13 protein-coding genes are annotated in these 20,543 nt (G+C 44.4%); all 13 read left to right on the top strand.

Going from position 1 to position 20,543, the window contains the following annotated elements:
- Nucleotides 1–12: 12 nt before the first annotated feature.
- The 13 genes from CWE23_RS03975 to CWE23_RS03915 all read left to right on the top strand — a co-directional run bounded on the left by CWE23_RS03975 (nt 13) and on the right by CWE23_RS03915 (nt 20,397).
- A complete protein-coding gene (locus tag CWE23_RS03975) occupies nt 13–717 on the top strand; it encodes an acylneuraminate cytidylyltransferase family protein (RefSeq protein ID WP_126819575.1) in 705 nt (234 codons plus the stop codon).
- A 6-nt stretch (nt 718–723) separates the two neighbouring features.
- On the top strand, nt 724–1,665 hold the full coding sequence (locus CWE23_RS03970) for an NAD-dependent epimerase/dehydratase family protein (protein WP_126819574.1): 942 nt from the start codon (nt 724–726) through the stop codon (nt 1,663–1,665).
- Entirely contained in the window at nt 1,665–2,327 is a 663-nt protein-coding gene (locus CWE23_RS03965) for an HAD family hydrolase (protein ID WP_126819573.1), read from the top strand. Before CWE23_RS03970 ends, CWE23_RS03965 begins: the two co-directional genes overlap by 1 nt.
- Nucleotides 2,328–2,336: 9 nt before the next feature.
- On the top strand, nt 2,337–4,979 hold the full coding sequence (locus tag CWE23_RS03960; protein ID WP_126819572.1) for a class I SAM-dependent methyltransferase: 2,643 nt from the start codon (nt 2,337–2,339) through the stop codon (nt 4,977–4,979).
- An 11-nt stretch (nt 4,980–4,990) separates the two neighbouring features.
- Nucleotides 4,991–8,071 (top strand): glycosyltransferase, encoded by a 3,081-nt coding sequence (locus CWE23_RS03955; RefSeq protein ID WP_126819571.1) that lies wholly within the window; start codon nt 4,991–4,993, stop codon nt 8,069–8,071.
- A gap of 65 nt (nt 8,072–8,136) precedes the next feature.
- Nucleotides 8,137–9,189 (top strand): dTDP-glucose 4,6-dehydratase, encoded by a 1,053-nt coding sequence (gene rfbB, locus CWE23_RS03950; RefSeq protein WP_126819841.1) that lies wholly within the window; start codon nt 8,137–8,139, stop codon nt 9,187–9,189.
- A 1-nt stretch (nt 9,190) separates the two neighbouring features.
- The gene (gene rfbD, locus CWE23_RS03945; RefSeq protein WP_126819570.1) at nt 9,191–10,081 is read left to right on the top strand and encodes a dTDP-4-dehydrorhamnose reductase; all 891 of its coding nucleotides are present in this window, start codon (nt 9,191–9,193) and stop codon (nt 10,079–10,081) included.
- A gap of 18 nt (nt 10,082–10,099) precedes the next feature.
- Nucleotides 10,100–10,969: a glucose-1-phosphate thymidylyltransferase RfbA gene (gene rfbA, locus CWE23_RS03940; protein ID WP_126819569.1), complete on the top strand. Its 870-nt coding sequence runs from the start codon at nt 10,100–10,102 to the stop codon at nt 10,967–10,969.
- 38 nt (nt 10,970–11,007) lie between these two features.
- A complete protein-coding gene (locus tag CWE23_RS03935) occupies nt 11,008–12,327 on the top strand; it encodes an SIS domain-containing protein (RefSeq protein ID WP_126819568.1) in 1,320 nt (439 codons plus the stop codon).
- 12 nt (nt 12,328–12,339) lie between these two features.
- A complete protein-coding gene (gene pgi / locus CWE23_RS03930) occupies nt 12,340–13,815 on the top strand; it encodes a glucose-6-phosphate isomerase (protein WP_126819567.1) in 1,476 nt (491 codons plus the stop codon).
- A gap of 280 nt (nt 13,816–14,095) precedes the next feature.
- Nucleotides 14,096–14,923, top strand: coding sequence for a D-hexose-6-phosphate mutarotase (locus CWE23_RS03925; protein ID WP_126819566.1), 828 nt, complete (start codon nt 14,096–14,098; stop codon nt 14,921–14,923).
- A 96-nt stretch (nt 14,924–15,019) separates the two neighbouring features.
- Entirely contained in the window at nt 15,020–17,995 is a 2,976-nt protein-coding gene (locus CWE23_RS03920) for a leucine-rich repeat domain-containing protein (protein ID WP_126819565.1), read from the top strand.
- A 440-nt stretch (nt 17,996–18,435) separates the two neighbouring features.
- Complete coding sequence (locus tag CWE23_RS03915) at nt 18,436–20,397, top strand: InlB B-repeat-containing protein (RefSeq protein ID WP_126819564.1); 1,962 nt, start codon at nt 18,436–18,438, stop codon at nt 20,395–20,397.
- Nucleotides 20,398–20,543: the final 146 nt, after the last annotated feature.

The following is a 20,543-nucleotide window of genomic DNA, read 5'->3' as shown; positions in this document are numbered from 1 at the left end:
AGATAATTAGAAATGAAAATAACAGCTTTATTAACGGGAAGAGGCGGTAACACTCTTAAAGATAAAAATGTACTACCAGTTTTAGGCAAACCGTTATTGTACTATCCAGCATCTGCCGCGAAAAAATCCGGGGTAATTGATGAATTCTATGTGAGCAGTGACTGTGACAAGATTCTTTCAGCTGCAGAGGAAATAGGTTACACGAAAATAGTCAGGCCGTTAGAGCTTGCTACAGCAACAGCTAAACACCTTGATGTTATACGACATGCTTTACAGAAAATTGATGAAAGTACTGATGTGTTAGTAGTATTAATGGCAAATACCGGAACCATAAAGCCGGAATGGATCAAAACAGCGGTTGAAATATTGAAAGCTGAGCCGGAGTTGTCTGCTGTTGTACCTGTTTATCAAGATCAAGATCACCACCCGTATAGGGCAAAAACATTAAATGATAGCGGAGAGTTAATTCCTTTTTTTGACTTTGGAGAGGAAAATGTTTCCACTAATAGACAAGAGCTCAGTGATTGCTTTTTTCTTTGCCACAGTTTTTGGGCAATGAATTTAAAAAACTCGTTTTATAGTGCTAAAGGCCAAAAACCATGGACGTTTCTGGGTGATAGAATAAAACCATTAGTGGTAGATGAGAGCTTTGATGTACACACGATTGAAGATCTAGGTAGAACTGAAAATTGGCTTCGTAAAAACAAACTAGGATAAATCATCATGCAACGACACGTACTTATTACGGGGGTAGCAGGCTTTATAGGAGCAGCTGTTGCAAAGGATCTATTGAAAAGAAATTACAAGGTCGTTGGTGTAGATAACTTATCTACAGGGAAGTTAGAAAATATACCTAGTGATGTGGAATTTATTAAGCTTGATGTAAGTTCTTCTCACTTAAAAAGTCTGTTAGCAGCGTATAGTTTTGATGGCATTCTTCACATCGCAGGGCAAAGTAGTGCTGATGTAAGTTATTCAGATCCCATCTATGATCTTAATGCCAATGTGACCTCCACACTTAATTTGTTACAAATTGCAATAGAGAAGAATATAAAAAAGTTTATTTTTGCTAGTTCTGCAACTGTTTATGGAGAACAGGAAAATCCATTATTATTAAGTGAAGAGCAAACAGTTAACCCTGTATCATTTTATGCTGTAGGTAAGCTTGCAAGTGAACGTTACCTGAGTCTGTACTCGAAAGAATATGGAATAAATTGTACATCACTGAGGCTGTTCAATGTTTATGGGCCAGGACAGAATTTAGATAACCTTAATCAGGGTATGGCAAGTATATATTTGGCACAAGCTTTGAGACAGAAACAAATTCTTGTAAAGGGCAGCGGTGATAGGTTTCGTGATTTTGTTTACATCGATGATGTGGTTCAAGCCTTTGTTTCAGTTTTAGAGGCCAATGTAAAGGCTAAAAGCATTATTAATGTTTGTACTGGTAAGGGCACAACAGTAAATGAGGTATGCACATTTATCGAAAATAAAGTCAAGCTCGCTAAGCCTACACAGTTTTCAGGCTCAACTAGGGGCGACATTCATGGACAAACCGGAGATCCTACTCGATTGCTCGAAGGTTCTTACGTCAAAAGCTTAACTAATTTTAGCGACGGTATGTTAAAAATGATTGAGTGGGCACAAGAAAGGCAAATTAATTGATGCGAAGCGTGAGTCAATATAAGACACTAGTTTTTGATTGCGATGGTGTTGTTCTAAATTCAAACCACGTAAAAACCAAGGCCTTTTATAAGGCTACGTTACCCTATGGTGAAAAGGCAGCTAGTACCTTTGTTAAGTATCATACCGAAAATGGAGGTATATCACGGTACAAAAAGTTCGCACACTTCTTAGAGGAAATCGCAGGTAATATTAAAGGTCCAGGGCTTGATGAGTTGCTAGAGCGCTATGCAACAGAGGTTGTTGATGGCTTATTAACTTGCGACGTTGCCGAAGGGCTTGAGAAGCTCCGCAAACAAACCCCCGACAGCCGTTGGTTGATTGTATCTGGCGGCGACCAAGATGAGCTGAGATTGGTGTTTGAAAAACGGGGGTTAGCATCACTTTTTGATGGTGGTATTTTTGGCAGCCCCACTCCCAAAAAAGACATCTTGGATCGTGAATTAGAAACTGGGAATATTCAGCAGCCAGCACTTTTTATTGGTGATAGCAAATACGACCACGAGTCTGCACAATACGCTGGTTTGGACTTTGTTTTTGTGTCAAGCTGGAGTGAGGTAAATAACGCTAATAAATGGCTAGAATCAAATTGCATAACCAGCGTATTGTCTACGGCCTGCTTGCTTGACTTGAACCAAGAGTAATAAAATAACATGCCACCAAAAAATCACGAAATTAATGGAACCATAGAATCCGCATGGTACGTGGGCGACTGGAAAACGTTACATGCCGAGTGTGGAAGCATTTCTAGTTCGTTATCTGCTCAATCATTAATGAAGCTCGCTGTTGCGTGTTATCAATACGGTGATTTCGATACAGCTAGGTGCTTCATCGGTAAAGGTTCCACGGCACCTTCATCTGCTCAATATGAGTCTGCATCGCTGGTTCTTGGTGGTATTTACAACAGTTTAGCCAAAGCCAACTATCTAGCTGATCACGTTGATATTGCCGAACACTATTTTCAGTTATCGAGCAGTTTCAGTTTTGATTTCCAGTTCTCAAAGCAACTGTCTAGTGCCCGTATTCAGAATCAAAAAGAACAGTTAACTAACGAAGTGGGTTACGATATAAATTTTATGATTCATGAGCGAAAGCTAGCCAATAAATCACTTAAATTGGACAGTATTGATCAGCTTTTGGGAGATGCCTACGCGTTTTTACCTGAAAACAACGTTTGGGCGCGACTATCCGATGACGAATTTGGTTACTCTGATGGAGATGCGATAGAGCAACGCATCTTGGATGCTGTAAAGTCCTGTAACGATGTCAGTGTGTTTTCATCGGAACTCTTACCGCATCAAACTGATTGGCCGAGCGAGTACCATTTATCAGCTGACCGAACCAACCTGCTGAGGCCTTTTGTTGGGGACCTTGCTGGTGCGAGTGTTTTAGAGCTCGGTTGCGGGTGTGGTGCGATCACGCGGTTTTTAGGAGAGCACGCTGGGCAAGTGGTTGCGGTTGAAGGCAGTATACAGCGCGCCACGATAGCGGCTGAGCGTTGCCGCGATCTGAAAAATGTGACAATTATTCAGGATAAGTTACAGGACGTGCCGTTTGAAGCGCAGTTTGATGTTGTCACCTTAATCGGTGTGCTCGAATATTCACAAATATATGTTGATGCTGACGATCCCATTCACTATGTCCTGCAGCGAGCGCTAACGTATTTAAAACCTGGCGGACAGCTTATTGTTGCGATCGAAAATCAGCTCGGTTTGAAGTATTTTGCCGGTGCACCAGAAGATCACGGTGTTGGGCTAATGGCCGGTATTAACGACACGTACGGGGAGAATACGCCAATTACGTTTGGTCGCAAAGAGCTGGAGAAGCGCATAAAAAAAGCCGGGTTCTCTAGTGTTCAAACTCACTTATCTTTGCCCGACTATAAACTACCTAGTCTTATTGTTCACCCGGCGGGTTATAACAATGAAAATTTTGAGTTGGGCAGTTTGCTGGCAAATACCGCCTATTATGACCGGCAGGGCATCGCTAACCCGTTATTTTCGTTAGAAAGTGCTTGGGATGTTATTAGTCGTAATGGCCTTTCTGCAGATCTGGCAAACTCTTTTTTGATGTTCGCCCGAAAAGATAACGGCACTAACGTCCCGCCAGTTGATGAGAGCCCCTCTGATATATTATCTTCTAGGTTGGCAAGTTATTACTCACCCAAACGAACGCAGGCGGCAAGTCAGGAAATCGTGTTTACCGCTAGTGACCGTAAAATTGACGTAAATCGTCGTAAAGTTTCGTCTGATTGGCCTAATAATGACTTTGCAGTAGAAGATTACGTTCATGGCAGACTCCATAGCCAACTGGTTCATCAGGCGTTGCAAAGAAAAGATTGGCAAATCACTGACTTAATAGACGTGATCGATATTTGGGTATCAGCCTTGGAACGCGATTTACTTGAGGTCACAAGTATTGAATTGCCTGATGAGCAACATGCCTGGCAGCAGTTTACTCGTTGGCTACCGAAAGACTACCTAGATGCCGTTCCTCGTAACTTGGTAGTAGGTAACAATAATAGCTACACAGTTTTTATCGACTTAGAATGGTCGTTTGAACATGAGTTGCCGTTCGAGTTGGTGCTGTATCGAGGCTTAATTATTACGCTGACGACTATTACGTCGATTGCAAAGCCGGCTGATGATCAACTCATTTCGAAACAGGCACTGTTAAATAGCCTGTTGAAACATTATGGTATCGAATTGTCAGAAGCTTTGTTAACAAGTTTTGCAACCGTTATGGAAAACTTGTCTCGAAGGGCGCAAGGGCTGACACTTGTCGACCACGAGCATGTTCAAAAAATACGATTAGGGGACTTTAAGGTACGAGATTTACAGGCATCACAGCAAAGAAAAAATGCAGAAGCGACACTATACTGGTGTCGGAAGGACGAAGGTTTTTCAGAAGATAAAACAGTGAAGCGTTCCTATCGGCTTAATGAGGGCTTCGCGAAACTGAGTTTTGAGCTTCCAAAAGATAATGCTGAAATTAGAAGGTTGAGGTTGGACTTTGCGGGCATTGAGGGGTGTTTTATTGTGGACTCGATAGCTATCTCAGGAAATGATGGTCAACCGCTTTGGCTCTGGTCTCACTCTATTGCTGAACTTAAGCACTTGGGTCATCTTGAGGTATTTAATAACTTTGAGGACGAAAAACAACAAACCTGCTTTATTAGTATTGGCCACGATCCGCAGTTTGAATTGATCTTGAATGACGACGCTCTCAACCGCCTGAATCATGAACGCCAAAATGGTGAATGTGTCCTGCAGTTAAGATTAAAAGCATTCGGTTAACGTCTGATTGAATGACTACCACAACTACATCATCACATGCCCTCGTTATACACTGTTTTTACGTAGAGCGGGCGCGTTTTTTATTAGAGCGCTTGAAAGCACTGAATGTACATGTTGACCTATGGATAACCTGCCCGCCAGAGTCTAACGATAGCATCGTGTCCGTGATCGAAAACTTGGGTTTATCCGCCCATGTACGAGTCTTTGAAAACCGGGGAATGGACATACTGCCGTTCTTAAAGCTATTGCCAGAACTTATTGAGCATTCTTACGAAATAGTTACTAAGTTACACATCAAGCGGGGAGCAGATGAACTCAGCGCTATTTGGGGGAATCAGTTACTGGGCGATATGTTATCGGATGACTATATTCAAGCGGTCAATGAGGTACTAAAGCGAGACTCTGCCGTTCGCATAGCCGGGCTAGCGCCTTTTTTTTTATCAGCTAAGCGGCTGGCTTTTAAAAATGGTGAAACGATACGTGAGATAACTGATGCAGTTGACTTGCTGAACTTGCCTGATAGGGACTGGGGCTTTTTTGCCGGAACGATGTTTAGTGCCAAACCAACAACATTGTCTTCATTAGTAAGCTGGTGCCAGAAAAATGAACATAAATTTGAATCTAATTACTCAGCGGATGGCCAGTGGGTTCACGCGTTAGAGCGGCTCTTTGCGCTCGTGGCAGTATCAAATTGTAGCCCGCTGGAAAATGAAGCCGTAACAAGCACTCACGCGCCTGAAGTTGCTTTGTTACATAAAGGTTCACAAAGCCTTGCTGACAGAGCGTTTGTCGTGCAGAGAGTCGGCATTGGGCAAGGTATTAATCAAGCATATACTCGTGAGTTAGCAGAAAGCCTGCTTCATCTTGAGCAAAACCACAGATTATTTAATGAAGCCCAGCTATTAGATGTCGAGGCTTACCCTACTGAAGGGGCAATTACTGGTGCAATAGACTCGATTACTTATTATCTAACGATTGGCCAGTATAGTGAGCAACTGAGTTACAGCGTTGCTTGGCAATTGGCAAAATATAATCAAAAGCATGTTGATTGGTCCAACTGGCAGAAGCGAAAAAAACAATCAGGCTTAGTTTCAATAGTTATTCCCGTCTTTAATCAGCCCAACCTTACGCTCCAGTGCTTAACCTCCTTATTTAGTGTTGATAATGCGACCGAATTTGAGGTTATCTGTGTTGATAACGGGAGTGACGTGGCTACTCGTGTTGTACTGGCTAAAATGGCAGGGAAGCATAAAAATTTAAAAATCCTTCGAAATAAGCGAAATCTTAATTTTGCGCTGGGTTGCAACATTGGTTTTGTTGCTTCGCGAGGCCAGTATGTGGTGTTTTTAAATAATGATACGGAACTTACTAATGGGTGGCTTGATAGATTAATTGAACGTTTAACGGTTGGCGACGTATTTGCTGCCCAACCACAGCTGGTTTATCCCGATGGTGATATACAATGTATGGGAGTGGTGTTTTCACACAAAAGTCCGTTGGGATATCCCATATACGCGAAGATGTCGCCAAGTGAGTGCCATGCTGAGAAGCCCCGTACGTTTAAAGCAGTTACTGCAGCGTGTGTTGCCTTCAACAGTGAAGAGTTTGCTTTAGTTAAAGGTTTCGACCCAATTTTTATCAATGGTCAGGAAGATGTGGACCTTTGTCTGAGGTTGAGTGCAATAACGGGAAAACAAGCCGCTTATGTTCCTGATAGTGTTGTTGTTCATCATGAGTCAAAGTCCGAGGGACGGCGCCTCAATATAGAGCAAAACCGATGGGTTTATGTGCAGCGGTGGAATAACCATATTGTCGCCGACGATTTACGGCATTATGAAGCAGACGGTTTTGCCGTGTTGGATTGGAAAGTCGACAAACTCGACCGGGCGAGAGAAATTCAGGTATACAGGCCTAGGCTTGAGAAGGTGCGCCACTTTCCTGAATTAACTGAATTGACTACGCTGGCCAGTACCAACAAGTTATTACGAGCCGGTCACTATGTCGAAGCGATGCAAGGGTATTGGCACGTTGCGAAAACGTTGGGTAACGAGTTTAGAACCCTCATCCATAGCTTTGAGCAGACAAAACGTTACTGGCTGCGTAGTCGAAACGCGAGCACTCGCCGTGTTGGAGTGGTATCAGCCAGTAATGCTTTTAGACTTTCAGCAAGCGACATTTTACAAAGCTCTGCTGAGTTCCAGCTAATAGACTGCGAAGATCTAAGTAATTGCACAGTAAGCTCGCTGGATGCCCTGTTTGATAGTTTGGTTACGAAGCCGCTGGATGTGCTATTAGTGCGGTCAGCAAGCGACATCACTATTTTATATCATCAATTGATATTGGCTGTGGGGTATCAATTGGTATGGGGAGCAAAAGTCATTCTGGTGCCAAATGAAGGTTTGGTTCAAGCTCTTGTGGACATCTCAGTAGATGATGGCCAACCGGTGCCTGTAGTCTGTTCCGGACAACTGGTTGAGTTACAGCGGTCATCTATTTCCGAGGCGCTTCTTGCAGCCCAGGCCGATGCCATTATTGAGTTACCTCTGATTCGTACATCTCAACGTTACCGGTTTTTGAATGACATTCGAGAGAGTGCAAGGGGTAACCTGGGCATAAAGATAAATGGTGTATCGTTGGCAGCTTTTGGAAAGTATGTCATTAACTCCCATAAAGTATTTGACGTTGACGTATCAGCATCGAAAGGAGTTCCAATCCAGCTTTTTGCTAGTGACGCCTTTATTTGTTTGGATAGTACCGTAGCTATTGAACGAGCTGATGACCTTACTTTATTAATTAATGACGCCTATATTTTGGGCATTCCGATTATTATCAATAAAGAGGTTTCTGAATGTTTGTCGATAACGGCCCGTAAACGAATAACAACGATAGTGGATACGGAAAAAAAATTGACTGAAGTGCTCTCCAGACTAACACCAAAACTGCTGTTGGCAAACGGAGACGATTGTGTGGTGGAAGAAGACTATTGTGCCGGAGTGCAGGCATCTTTGTTAAAGCAATTCATCGCAAAAATTGAACACCCTCGCGCCCAACAATTGCATTGGCGTAATTTTTTTAGTGACATTATTCGATAAAAATATTCGAAAACTAAATTCTAACTTTTGATTGCAGTAAAAATAATTTTCAAGGAAAGAGTATGCTGACTTTTATTGTTACAGGAGGAGCCGGGTTTATTGGCTCGGCGGTAGTACGTGAATTGATTAACAATACACAACACAAAGTTGTTAATGTTGATAAATTAACTTATGCCGGCAACTTGGAGTCACTACACGAAGTTGATAATAACGAACGCTATCACTTTGTGCAGGCTGATATCGGCGATGCGGATGCAATGAGCCAAGTGTTTGAAGAGTTTCAGCCCGATGTTGTTATGCACTTAGCGGCTGAAAGTCATGTTGATCGTTCAATAGACGGGCCTGCCGAATTTATCCAAACTAATATCGTAGGTACCTATAATCTATTGGAATGTGCAAGGCAGTATTGGAAAGGTTTGCCGGACGAAAAAGCCAAGGGTTTTCGCTTTCACCATATCTCGACCGATGAAGTTTATGGTGATTTGCATGGTACTGACGACCTATTTACCGAAACGACGCCTTATGCTCCTAGTTCGCCATATTCCGCTAGCAAAGCAAGCTCAGATCATTTAGTTAGGGCTTGGCAGCGCACTTTTGGATTGCCTACCTTGGTAACCAACTGCTCTAACAACTACGGACCTTACCACTTCCCAGAAAAGCTGATCCCATTAATGATCTTAAAGGCGTTGAGCGGAGAAGCCCTGCCGGTTTATGGTGACGGGAAGCAAATTCGTGACTGGTTGTTTGTTGAAGACCATGCTCGTGCACTTGTTTTAGTTGCTCAGGATGGAGAGGTTGGTGAAACATACAATATTGGTGGGCATAACGAGAAGCAGAATATAGAAGTGGTACAAACGCTTTGTAAGCTACTAGAAGAACTAGCACCACAGAAACCAAATGGTGTTTCTGCATACTCTGATTTAATTACTTATGTAAAAGATCGTCCAGGGCACGATGTACGATATGCAATCGATGCGAGCAAAATTGAGCGTGAGCTCGGCTGGAAACCTGAGGAAAGTTTCGAAACTGGATTACGCAAAACCGTTGAATGGTATTTAAACAACAAAAAGTGGTGGCAACGGGTATTAGATGGCACCTATCGCCAGGGTAATGTGTAATATGCAACGGTCAAAAATCTTAGTGACAGGGGGTACAGGGCAAGTCGGATTTGAGGTGGCCAGAGCCTTAAATGTACTCGGCGAAGTTGTTGCTCCAACCCGAGCAGAGCTTGATTTAAATGACGCTAAAGCAGTTCGTGCTTTTCTGGAAAATGAGACTCCAGAAGTTATCGTTAACCCGGCTGCTTATACGGCAGTAGATAAAGCGGAAAGTGAAGCTGAAGCAAATTGGCAATTAAACGCGGAACTACCAAAGTTGCTTGCCGACTACGCTGCAATACACCGTATTCCGCTGGTGCACTTTTCTACTGATTATGTTTATCCGGGGGATGGAGTAACGGCCTGGAGCGAAACATCGAACACTAATCCCACTAATGCTTATGGGTGTGCAAAACTTGCGGGTGATCAAGCCGTAATGAATGCTTTAGATGGCGTTGTCGATCACTATATTCTTAGAACCAGCTGGGTTTATAGTGCTCGAGGTAATAACTTCATGAAAACGATGTTACGTTTAGCGAGAGATAAGCCGGCGTTGACGGTGGTTGATGATCAGATCGGTGCGCCAACCTCCGCTAGGTTGTTAGCAAGCATTGTGTTGTTAATATTGCTTAAACGCCCAGAATCTGGAGTCTACCATGCCGTGCCTAATGGTTCGACTTCATGGAAAGAATTTGCTCAGCAAATATTTTCACAGGCTTTAGAGGCAGACGAAAAACTGGCTCTTACACCAAATGATGTTAGCGGTATCACGACTAGCAATTACCCGACACCGGCGTCCCGACCGCTTAATTCGAGATTGAATGTCACCAAACTTGAGAGAGCTTTGGGTATTATCTTACCGTCTTGGGAAAGCGAGCTAGCGTTGACATTAAAAGAATATTTAGAAAATTAACTATAAGGATCTCCTGTTATGGAATACAAGGGAATTATATTAGCCGGCGGTTCCGGTACTCGATTACACCCGATCACTCGGGGCGTTTCTAAGCAGTTGCTTCCCATTTATGATAAGCCGATGATTTATTATCCAATATCGGTATTGATGTTGGCTGGTATTAAAGAAATCCTAATTATTTCAACACCAGAGGATTTGCCGCAGTACGAAAAGTTATTAGGTGATGGAGAAGAGTTCGGTCTTAAATTCGAGTACGCTGTGCAACCATCGCCAGATGGTCTAGCTCAGGCATTTATTATTGGTGAGGAATTTATTGGTGACTCCCCAGTTTGTCTCGTTCTCGGTGATAATATTTTCCATGGTCAGCACTTCTCCGAACAGTTAAAACGAGCTGCATCGCGAGAAACCGGGGCGACTGTTTTTGGTTATATGGTTAATGACCCCGAACGTTTTGGTGTGGTCGAGTTTGATGAAAACTTCAAAGCAGTTTCTATCGAAGAAAAGCCAGCTAAACCAAAATCTAACTATGCGGTTACAGGATTATATTTTTATGACAATGATGTTGTAGAAATAGCAAAAACTGTAGAGCCTTCAGATAGAGGAGAGCTAGAAATAACCAGTGTTAACAATGCCTACCTGGAACGCGGAAGTCTTAACGTGGAACGGCTTGGGCGTGGGTTTGCGTGGCTAGATACAGGTACACATGACTCGCTATTAGAGGCAAGCTCTTATGTGCAAACAATTGAACACCGACAAGGTTTAAAAGTGGCTTGTCTTGAAGAAATTAGCTGGAAAAATGGCTGGATTTCAGATCAGCAATTGAAAAAGCATGGCAACAAACTTAAAAAAACTCATTATGGGAAATACCTATTGTCGTTGTTAAAGTAAGATACCCTGATGGTACCTACTTAGTTTAAGAGAAGGTTATGGAAGACAATTTGTTTTTAATTACATTCTCTGAACGCAACTGGGAAACATTGCTTAAGGCAACGTTACCAGCTAGACATGAGGCGCAAGAAATTGCGCCTCATGTTGGTTTAGGCTGGACGAATAAAAAGCCAGTTGTCGTTTGGAAAAATGAAACGTTAACACTTGAACTCGGCAACGACTTATTTGTTGGGGTTGGCTTTGGTGAATATTTTTTATCCAACTCGCGAGATGTATTAAAGCCTTTAGTTGGCGAATTTATTACCGTCGATGCTGGAAATACCTTGCAGGTATCCAATAAAGGAATCTGCATCTATGATGCTGAAGGCGAGGCTGTTACTGCGGTTCGGGAGACTTTATCGCCCGATATAAAAAAACGGTGTCTATTGCCAGAGTATCGCTCATTCTTTGAAGCTGATACTTATTTGATGCCCACTCAGCTGGTGAACGCTCAGGAAAACTCACTGAATATTGAACTCCTTGATAAATTGAGGAATGCTAAATTTGTTTACTTAATAGGCTCAGGCGAAAGTTATAATGTTGCTCTTATGGCAAAAGAGTGGCTTGAGTATGCACTTCGTGTTGTTTGTATCGCAGACATGACTTCTGAGTTTTGGGGGCGCCAACCATTCTTACCCTCTGGATCGCTGGTCGTGCGTTTGGCTACTGTTGATGAAAATGTTCAAGAACTGGAAGAGATTGCAAGTGTAAACGGCTTAACAAATATCGAGTTAGGAAACCTCAGATTTGAGACCAGTGCTGAGCTGATGCTGAACCTTCTTAATTTAGCTTTAGAAGCCAGCAGTGATGATAGAAGAAAACATAAACAAGCGCTGAAAAACTTACCTCATGAAATCGATAACTTGTTAAATGAGCGCGATTGTTTAAACGGTGTTGTGGAGCGCTTGCGAAATTACAAAAGCCTATTTGTTTTGGGGCAGGGCGTTCATTATGCGTTGGCTAGGCAAGCTGCTGCATACTTGCGAAAAAATTGTCGGTTAAGGGCTGATGCTGTCGTTACGGGTGAGTTTAAACATGGTCAGCTTGCCATTGTTGATGAAACCAAGCCCATTTTAATGCTCAACCCAAAATCAAGTGAACTCGACTACATACTAGATGCGGTTAATAAAATTACAGGGAGGAGCCTGCCTGTAATAGTGATATCTACGTCATCCAATATCATTGGGTCACAAAACAGTAATGTTGATTTTATAAACTTGCCCAGTCACGCGGCCATTAATGAAGTGTTTTTATATGAGACGGCTATTCGTCTTGTTGTATTGGAGTGGGCAAAACTACAAGGTAAGCAATTAAACTAAAGGGAATTAGAAATGACCGAGGTCGTTGGAGCAGGACTTGCTTTAGATACTTCTTATCAGCGCATTGATTCGGGTGAGTTGCTCGACAGAATCAAATTGCCGCTTGACTTTGCTGATACAAAGCAAAAGCTTTTGAAGGGCGATTTCATTAATAAGAGTGAACAACGTAGAGTGACACATGTGCTTTGTAGAAGCTCACACTCCGTTGTTGGGTCGGCAGAAAGACCATCTCGCTTTGATGATATTGTTAAACGAGTCCGAGGAGGAGCATGGCGGGGCGCAACAGGAAAGTCTATTTCAACAGTTGTTAATGTTGGAGTAGGAGGTTCCGACTTGGGACCTCGTTTGGCTACTGAGGCCCTCGCAGAGTTTTGTAATGATAGTCAAAGTATAGATGTTCACTTTGTATCTTCTATGGACGGAGCTCAGCTATATAGCTTATTTAAAGTGATTGATCCCGAAACGACACTTTTTATTTTGGCATCAAAATCTTTTAGCACGATTGATACCTTCGCGAATATCAAGACGATAAAAAGTTGGTGCGCTTCTGTGATGTCTCACAGTCAGTGGCTGGCACATCATGTAATTGGAGTATCTTCAAGTGCGGCCAAGATGACAGACTACGGTATTCCTGTTGCGCACCAGGTCACCTTTGGTGAGGGAGTCGGTGGACGTTTTTCACTGTGGTCAGCTATTGGTTTACCGATTGCGCTTAAGTGTGGTTTGAGTGTATTCAAAAAGATGCTTGAGGGTGCTAGAGCCATGGATAAGCACTTTTTAGAAGCTCCTGATACTGAAAATCTACCGTTACTTATGGCTTTGTACGGGATCTACAATAGAAGCGAGTTAGGAATTAACAATCTGGTTATTCTTCCATACGACGGGCGTTTGGCAATGTTACCAGACTACCTGCAACAGCTCGATATGGAGAGTAATGGCAAACAAGTAACCGCAGATGGTAACGCCCTCGATATTCCCACGGGTCCAATTGTATGGGGCGGCTTTGGTCCAAATGGACAGCATGCTTTTTATCAGCATTTACATCAGGGTTATGATGAATTTGCAGCTGATTTTATTATGGTGTTTCGGCGAGACGGTATAGCCTTCAGTGACGATGTAGCCAAAAATTTGGCGGAACAGCAGCAGCTAGCGGTCGCCAATTGTTTAGCTCACAGACAGTTAATGTTCAATGGCTCACCAAATGGCCGGTCGTCACGGGAGCATTATGTCGGTGGTCATCCTAGCAATTTGATTGTAATTGATGAGCTATCGCCTGAAAAATTTGGTGCGTTAATCGCTGCTTATGAACATAAAATATTTGTTCAAGGAGTTTATTGGGGATTGAATTCGTTTGACCAACCTGGTGTAGAGAAAGGAAAAAAGATTGCTGTAAAGTTAATGGAAGCTTTAACAGATAGTAATGTGTCTGAAGAATTTGATCAGTCGACGTCTAGAATGATTAAGAAGTTTAATGAGCTATGCGGCTAATAAGTAAAAAAACGCCCCACAAGCAGAACTTGTGGGGCGCTACAACTCACTTAAGGAATGAAATTGCGGTCTCTCCCGCCGTCAAGGCCCCCTGGGCGTTACTACATTAAGGAAGCTAAGTGTCTATGCTCGAAAGCCTGTTAATTAAAGCACTCGCTACGTGAGTTGTCTGTAAGCATTCGCTGTATCGATTTGTAGATTATTGCTGGTATTGATCGTTATCGTCGGTTTACTCTGTGCAGAAGCTCTGGCGATTTAACGCATCATTCGGGAGGACACGATGATAACGGATTATCAAAACGACCATTGCCGCTTTAAAGTATGCCATCAGCGCGGTCAGATTTTATCCTGGCAGCCCCGGGGCCAAGCCGATGTACTTTGGTGCGCCGACGAAAACCTGATGTCGTTGGACAAGCCCATCCGCGGTGGTATTCCGCTTTGCTGGCCGTGGTTTTTAAAAGGCGATTCGGGTGACTTGGCACCATCCCATGGTTTTGCTCGCATTGCTGACTGGCGGTTAGTGTCGAATCGGCAGTTAGAAGCGGGCACTCACCGTCTCGTGTATCAGTTAACCAGCGCTGACACGTCCTCTCCTCATTACCCTCACGACTTCTGTCTCACCCTCGAATATCTGATTGGTGAAATCCTGACGATGTCGATGACCTTGCAGGCTTTTACTGCTGCGGCGCCAACCCCGGCTTTTGGTGCCTTTCACAGCTATTTTAACGTTGGCGATATTGAACAAACCCTGATTGAGGGATTGGGCAGCCCGTCCATTGATAACCTCGCCAACCGTCAGCGCGTTCAAGAGCCCGAACAGGTTATGATCACCGGTCCCACCGAAAAGCGTTTTGCGGCCAGCAACGAAGCTCGGCAAACGGTACGTATCCTCGATAAAGCACATCAACGCACCATTAAGCTGGTGCAGGCCGGCCACAGTGACGTTATGCTATGGTCCCCCTGGACGGAAACCGGTCACAGCTTAAAAGATACCCATCCGGATGACTACAAACACTTTGTTTGCGTAGAAACTGCCGCAATTTCAAGCCCCTTCGCCAACCACGCTTCGCTGACTATCTTTAGTGATAAAGAGCCTCAGTACCGCTAACAGTGGCTTGCGCCTTTTGCGCAAGCCATTCAATAGAGTGTTAACAATGTGGTTACAATCAGATACTATTAATTACTGGTAGCGTCTGGAGGCATCATGTTTTTAAACATCAGAAGTACATCATTGTTGGGCACCATCGTGGCTGTGGGTTTGGCGTTTAGCAGCGCGGTGACACAAGCCAGTGACTTTCAGGTTCAAGATCCTAATTTACAAACTTGCATCGATGAGCGCGCGGCGAGCTATGGTTATGACGTCCCAGAAGATTTCGATATTTTAAACTGTGATAATGTCTCCAGTCTTGAAGGACTACAACAGTTTGTTAACCTTCAAAGCCTCAGACTTGGACGCTCGGACTTTAACGACCTAAGCCCGGTTAATGCGCTCACCCGTTTAAGGTATATAAGCCTAACCTGGAATAGCAGCAACGACCTAACTGCGTTGGGTAACAACCCCTCACTGCTGGGCATTGACTACCTTGGCGAGCAAAACCCCACCCCGGAATCCATGAAAGCGATTGCGCAATTACCCATACTAAATCAACTGGAGATTATGTCTCAGTCCGATGAGTTAATGGATGTTAGCGATTTAAGCGCATTGAGTTCGCTGCGCTCACTGATGTTATCGGGTATCAACGTAATAAATGCTCAGGCATTGGGCGCTTTGAGCGAGTTACGGAAGCTGAATTTACGGCGCTCTGCTTTTGATAGCACAAACTTTTTAAATGAACTGACTCGTTTGAGCTCGCTGGATATTCGTGACACCGAATTAACCGTTCAAGAAGTGTCCGAGCTTAATTTTTTAACATCGCTATCTACGTCCAATGTTGACGCCATGTCGGCAGAGGTACTCGCGACGATGGTCAATCTGAGAGAGTTGTTTATCGATGGTGTTGCGCATCAAGATGTGTCGTATTTGGCGAATCTGACGCAACTTGAACACTTGAAGATGGAAAACTGGCAGGCGCCGGCGGTTAATGCTGATGCTATTGGTGCACTGTGGCGGCTCGAGTCACTGCGTGTTACCGGGGCGGGTATCTCGGATATCGGCTTTGTCGAGAATTTGGTGTACCTGCGGCAATTGGTACTGCATGACAATCAGATTGTCGATTTGGAACCGGTACAAGAGCTCGTCGGCTTAAGACAGCTGTCGGCCTGGAACAACCAAATCGATGATGTCAGCCCCTTGTTCTTGTTAGCCAATAGCACGTTGCTTGAGCTGAGTGAGAACTTGCCAACAGGATGTGCGCCAATCGACGATAGCTATATTGGCTCGGTCGTACGGCGAGAAGACTTACCATTTTCTTGCTTTGAAGCGCGTTGGGGGGATCGTGTTACCGCGATCCCCACAGATTTACCTGACCCTGACTTACAGCACTGCGTTGATCTTCATGTTGCGGCCGCTGGCATCGAGCACGCTCAACGGTTACACGAACTGAACTGCAGTAGTAGCTCTGTCCAATCGCTTGAGGGTCTGCAACAGTTTAAGTATTTAACGTCACTTGAGTTAACGAATACGTCCATTAACGATTTTTCGGGGGTTGCGGAGCTCGAGCACTTGCAACACATTGATTTGAGTTTAGCTCGTTCGGAGTGGTTTACACCCATTAACTCTATCGAATTTTTAGCCAATAAGCCGCATTTACGCAGTGCTCGCCTTAGCAATCAGTGGATTCAAGATATTTCACCACTAGTTACGTCGCCGCGGCTACGGACGCTGAGTTTGTCCGAAGCGCAATTCGATGACTTTGCGCCTATTTGGACACTGCGACACCTGGAGAGTTTGTCCATTGCCCGGCAGCCATCGTTATCGAATAACGCCTTTGCCGGCGCATCGAACCTCACGCAGTTGCGTAATTTGACGTTGGCCTATGCGCAAGTGTCGGATCTAACCCCTATTGCCGGAGCGATGCATCTGCAAACACTGAGCACAACCGGTACCCCGATAAAGCAGGTTCCCCCGTTAGGCGAAATGAATGCGTTGAGTGAAGTGTTTTTGCATCAAACCGCGTTGACGGATATCGATTTTTTAGCGGGCGCGCGCAATTTGTATTCGGTTTATGTTGGCTATTCACCGGTCATCGATGTTAGTGGCTTGCAGGGCATCGAAACCTTGTTCTATTTAAATTTCCCCGGCACTGATGTGGCTGAGCAAACGGAGGCTTTTATTGCCACCGCAGAATCCTTGCCAGCGCTCCGGTATCTCGATGTGTCTAATACCAAATTTAGTGATTACTCGGTGTTTGGACAGTTCGACCAATTAATCGGCTTTTTCGCCGAGGGCAATAATATTGCGGATATCTCGTTTGTGGCTGAGATGAGCAACTTGGGCATTCTTTGGATGAGCGATAACCAAATAACGGATTTGAGTCCGTTACAAGGTTTCAATTTTTATGAATTGCGGTTAGGGAGTAATCCGCTTCGACATCTCCACGCGTTAGAGGGCATGACGAATCTGCATGATCTTCGTTTAATGGGTACTAATGTGACGTGCATGAGCGTCAATGCGCAATTCTCGTTCAGTTACGATGAAATTCCTCAAGCCTGTTTTGAGGCGTTGGTGGACTCGGATGGTGACGGTATGCCCGATAGCTTTGAAGATCGGTACGGCTTTGACAAGAACGACCCGAGCGATGCAAACGCGGATGCCGACAATGATGGTCTGAGCAATCTAGAAGAATACCTGCAAGGAACCTCGCCGTTAAATGAAGACAGCGACAGCGATGGCATTTTAGATGGCGATGATCACGAGCCGACCAAGCCCAATTCGTACGTTACTATTACCACTCGTGTAGTGCCTGCTGAAGCGGGTAGTATTCGTTGTGATAACCACGAGCCTGATGTGGGGCGTACGGTTTATTGCGAGGTAACGCTGGAATCTGGCTTTTACGTTGATCAGTGGTCGTATGACTGCTTAGAAGGCAGTAAGACAGGCCTAATGTGCTCGGTACTGGCCAATAAAAATATTGATTTGGTGCTAGAAACAAAAGCAGCAACCGAAGCGGCCACACGATCATCGGGGCTACTTATACTCGGCGTATTGAGCCAACCCGAAGACGAAGAAAATGGACAGTAACTTGCGCATTTTGCGCAAGTTACGTGCCTTAAGGATATAAAACATGAAACACATCCAATGGCCGTATATACCTACGCTGTTTCAGTGTTTGAGTATTCGCAGCAACGGCACCGTCACTGACCGTAAAACCGGTTTAATGTGGCCGCGCTGTGAACTGGGCAAAACCTGGGAGAAGAGGGCTAAAACCGGCGCCGGTGAGGCAACTACGGATAGCTGGCGCGAGCAACTAGAAACAGCGCTAGCTACGTTTGGGCGGTCAACTTGTCTTCAGGCGTACCACTTGACTACAAGCAGATGACGGAAAACTTTAATGCCTGGCCGGTGCGCGTTGTTGCGGAGTAACCGCTAAAGGGTACAGCAGCAAACCATCTTGCTCTTTGATTATCGGTTAGAGTAATATTCTGGCCCGGTAAAATAGCTTTACTTTTCATGGAGTAAGAATGGTATTGCGTCAGGTTATTGCTCAAGTTCTGGTCCTTTTCTTATGTTCCTTTTCTGCGCTGGCGGCTACGGCTGATACTGTCGCGCCGGAATTGATCGATATGCATCTATCACCCAGCGTTATAGATGTTACCGATGGGCCTGCACAGGTGACGTTAACGGCTCGGGTTAAAGAAGCGAATGGCATGGGTAATTATAATCAGCATTTGATGCCACCCGAGGGCTACCAGACCAATTTTAGAGAAACGGTTTTTATCTGCCAGACTTGTTCTAATACACCCAAATGGGAACGTATTGACGGTACCGATGAATATGAGGTATCGGTAACATTTGAGCTCGATCGTGATTCACCGGCTGGAAAATGGTCGGTGATATTCGAGTATTTGCGTGATGCTGCCGGCAATTATATGCCCACGCTAGATGCTGAAGCGCTCGTAGCATTGGGTCTAGACCCTTATGTTGATGTTATTAACCCTTATGAGGTTGATACCACCCCTCCCGAACTCATGAGCTACTCTTTGTCTGCCACGGAAATTAATAGCAGCGAAGGTGCGGAAATTATCGAAGTTCATATGCTGGCTCGAGATGAACGAGCTATGGGTAATCACTTAGTTTATCTTCGAGGCCCCAGCGATAGCTATGGTTATCAGGATTATATTCATGTTTGTAACAGCTGTAGCGGTGACGAGAGGCCGAAGTGGCAGCCGACAGCTGTGCCAGATGTTTATAGTCTGCGCGTACAATTTGAGATCGCACAGGATGCAGAAGCGGGTATATGGCGTATAGAGCCAGGATATATTTGGGATGAACTCGGTAATGGTACCGATTATTTTAATGATGAAACTCTGGCGGAGCTTGGTTTTAACGCTCGTTTTGTTGTTAATGATACCGTCGAAACCTCACTCGCTTTAAACGCGGAAGAGCCTCTAAATTACATAGAGTTTGGTTCTTCTGGCGACATTGGATTAACGCTAAGCGCAGAAGAAGGCCAAACATTACCCTCGGAATTTCAGTTAACATTAACGGCGGATGCGGGGATTCGCATAGATGAGGCATTTATTTTGCAAAATGTTTCTAATGCGATGAGTTGCTTAGGTTATAGCTCATATTATCGGTGTGACGTTGCTATTGCAGAGGGGTTAACCAAAGTTGATGTTTTATCGCGTGTAACACCACAAACTGAAGGTGTTTATGAAATCGTTTATGAGGTTGCTAGCGAACAAGACTTGAACTGGGCTGATAACCAAGCAAGTGTTAGCGTCAATGCTCATCCTCAATCTTACCTAATTACTACTGAAATCATCGGTAATGGCGGCGAGTTTAGTCCTGCAGAGCTTGATGCCCCGATTGATCAGACAGCGAATTTTGAATTAACTACCTACGAGGGCTATGAGCTGATACAGGTATCTGGCTGCGGTGGCTCGTTATCGGGCACAACCTATACCACTGCGCCAGTGGATGGTGCTTGCACCGTTACCGCTGAGTTTGAGCGTTTAAGTTATACGGTTAATTTTTATAGCAATGATGGCTCACTACTAAAGTCACAGCGTGTATTTTATGGTGAAACGGCAATAGCTCCTGAAGTGCCTCCAATCACAGGTTATCACTTCATCGGCTGGGACACGGAGTTTAGTCATGTCACCCAAGATCTATCTGTCACTGCCCAGTATGCGATTAACCAATACGAGGTAAGCCTTTGGATAACTGGTAAAGGGAGCGTAAATCCGGGCGCGCAAACGATAAACTGGGGTGAAACGTTATTATTCGAGTTAGTGCCAGAAGCTGACTATAAGTTGTATAGTATTGAGGGGTGCGGCGGTCAGCTAGTGGATGAGTTTCACTACCAGACAGCTGCAATCACGCAAAATTGCGAGATTGTGGTGAAATTCCGCGATGCGAGTCCACGGAAGAGTACCCTGTTGATGCTGCTTATGGCGACACAGTCTGTTGAGCAGCAATGAACATTAACAACTACTGCTACTCTAAACTATACTGATTGTTGTTAGCTATTCAGGCACAGCGATATAAACTTTGTCACACTGCGCATGGTTTCGACTGCCCGGGCAAACATCAAAGACCCTTGCGCAAAAAGCGCAAGGATCTTTGG

The sequence above is a fragment of the Idiomarina aquatica genome, assembly GCF_003987185.1.
Taxonomy (GTDB): domain Bacteria; phylum Pseudomonadota; class Gammaproteobacteria; order Enterobacterales; family Alteromonadaceae; genus Idiomarina; species Idiomarina aquatica.
The sequence above is the reverse complement of the archived record's forward strand: the minus strand, read 5'-3'. Positions and strand labels throughout refer to the sequence as shown.